Below are 253 nucleotides of genomic sequence, written 5' to 3'. Positions count from 1 at the left end.
AGCTGTACGCAGGCCGTTCGCTTGCGCCGATGCGCCTTCAATATAAAGACTATGCCGTCTGGCAGCGGTCGTTTCAGAAGAAAGAAGGGTACCAGAAGCAGGAAGCCTATTGGCTGAAGCGGCTTGAAGGAGAGCTTCCGGTGCTTGAGCTTCCGGCTGACAAGCCCCGTCCGGCGGTCAGAAGCTTTGCGGGCGGCAGCGTATCGTGCACGCTTGACGCTGAAACGGCATCCGGCCTTCACCGCATCGCCCG

Annotated in this window: 1 protein-coding gene; it reads left to right on the top strand. The window is 60.1% G+C overall.

Translation table 11 applies throughout. From position 1 onward, the window contains the following. Positions 1 to 253: condensation domain-containing protein (locus tag G9F48_RS19470; protein ID WP_165409992.1), on the top strand; the 253-nt coding region annotated here is incomplete at both ends.

The organism is Bacillus sp. EKM420B, assembly GCF_011065565.1.
Lineage (GTDB): Bacteria > Bacillota > Bacilli > Bacillales > Bacillaceae > Bacillus > Bacillus velezensis.
Note: the sequence above shows the minus strand (reverse complement) of the source record. Positions and strands in the feature narration are given on the sequence as shown.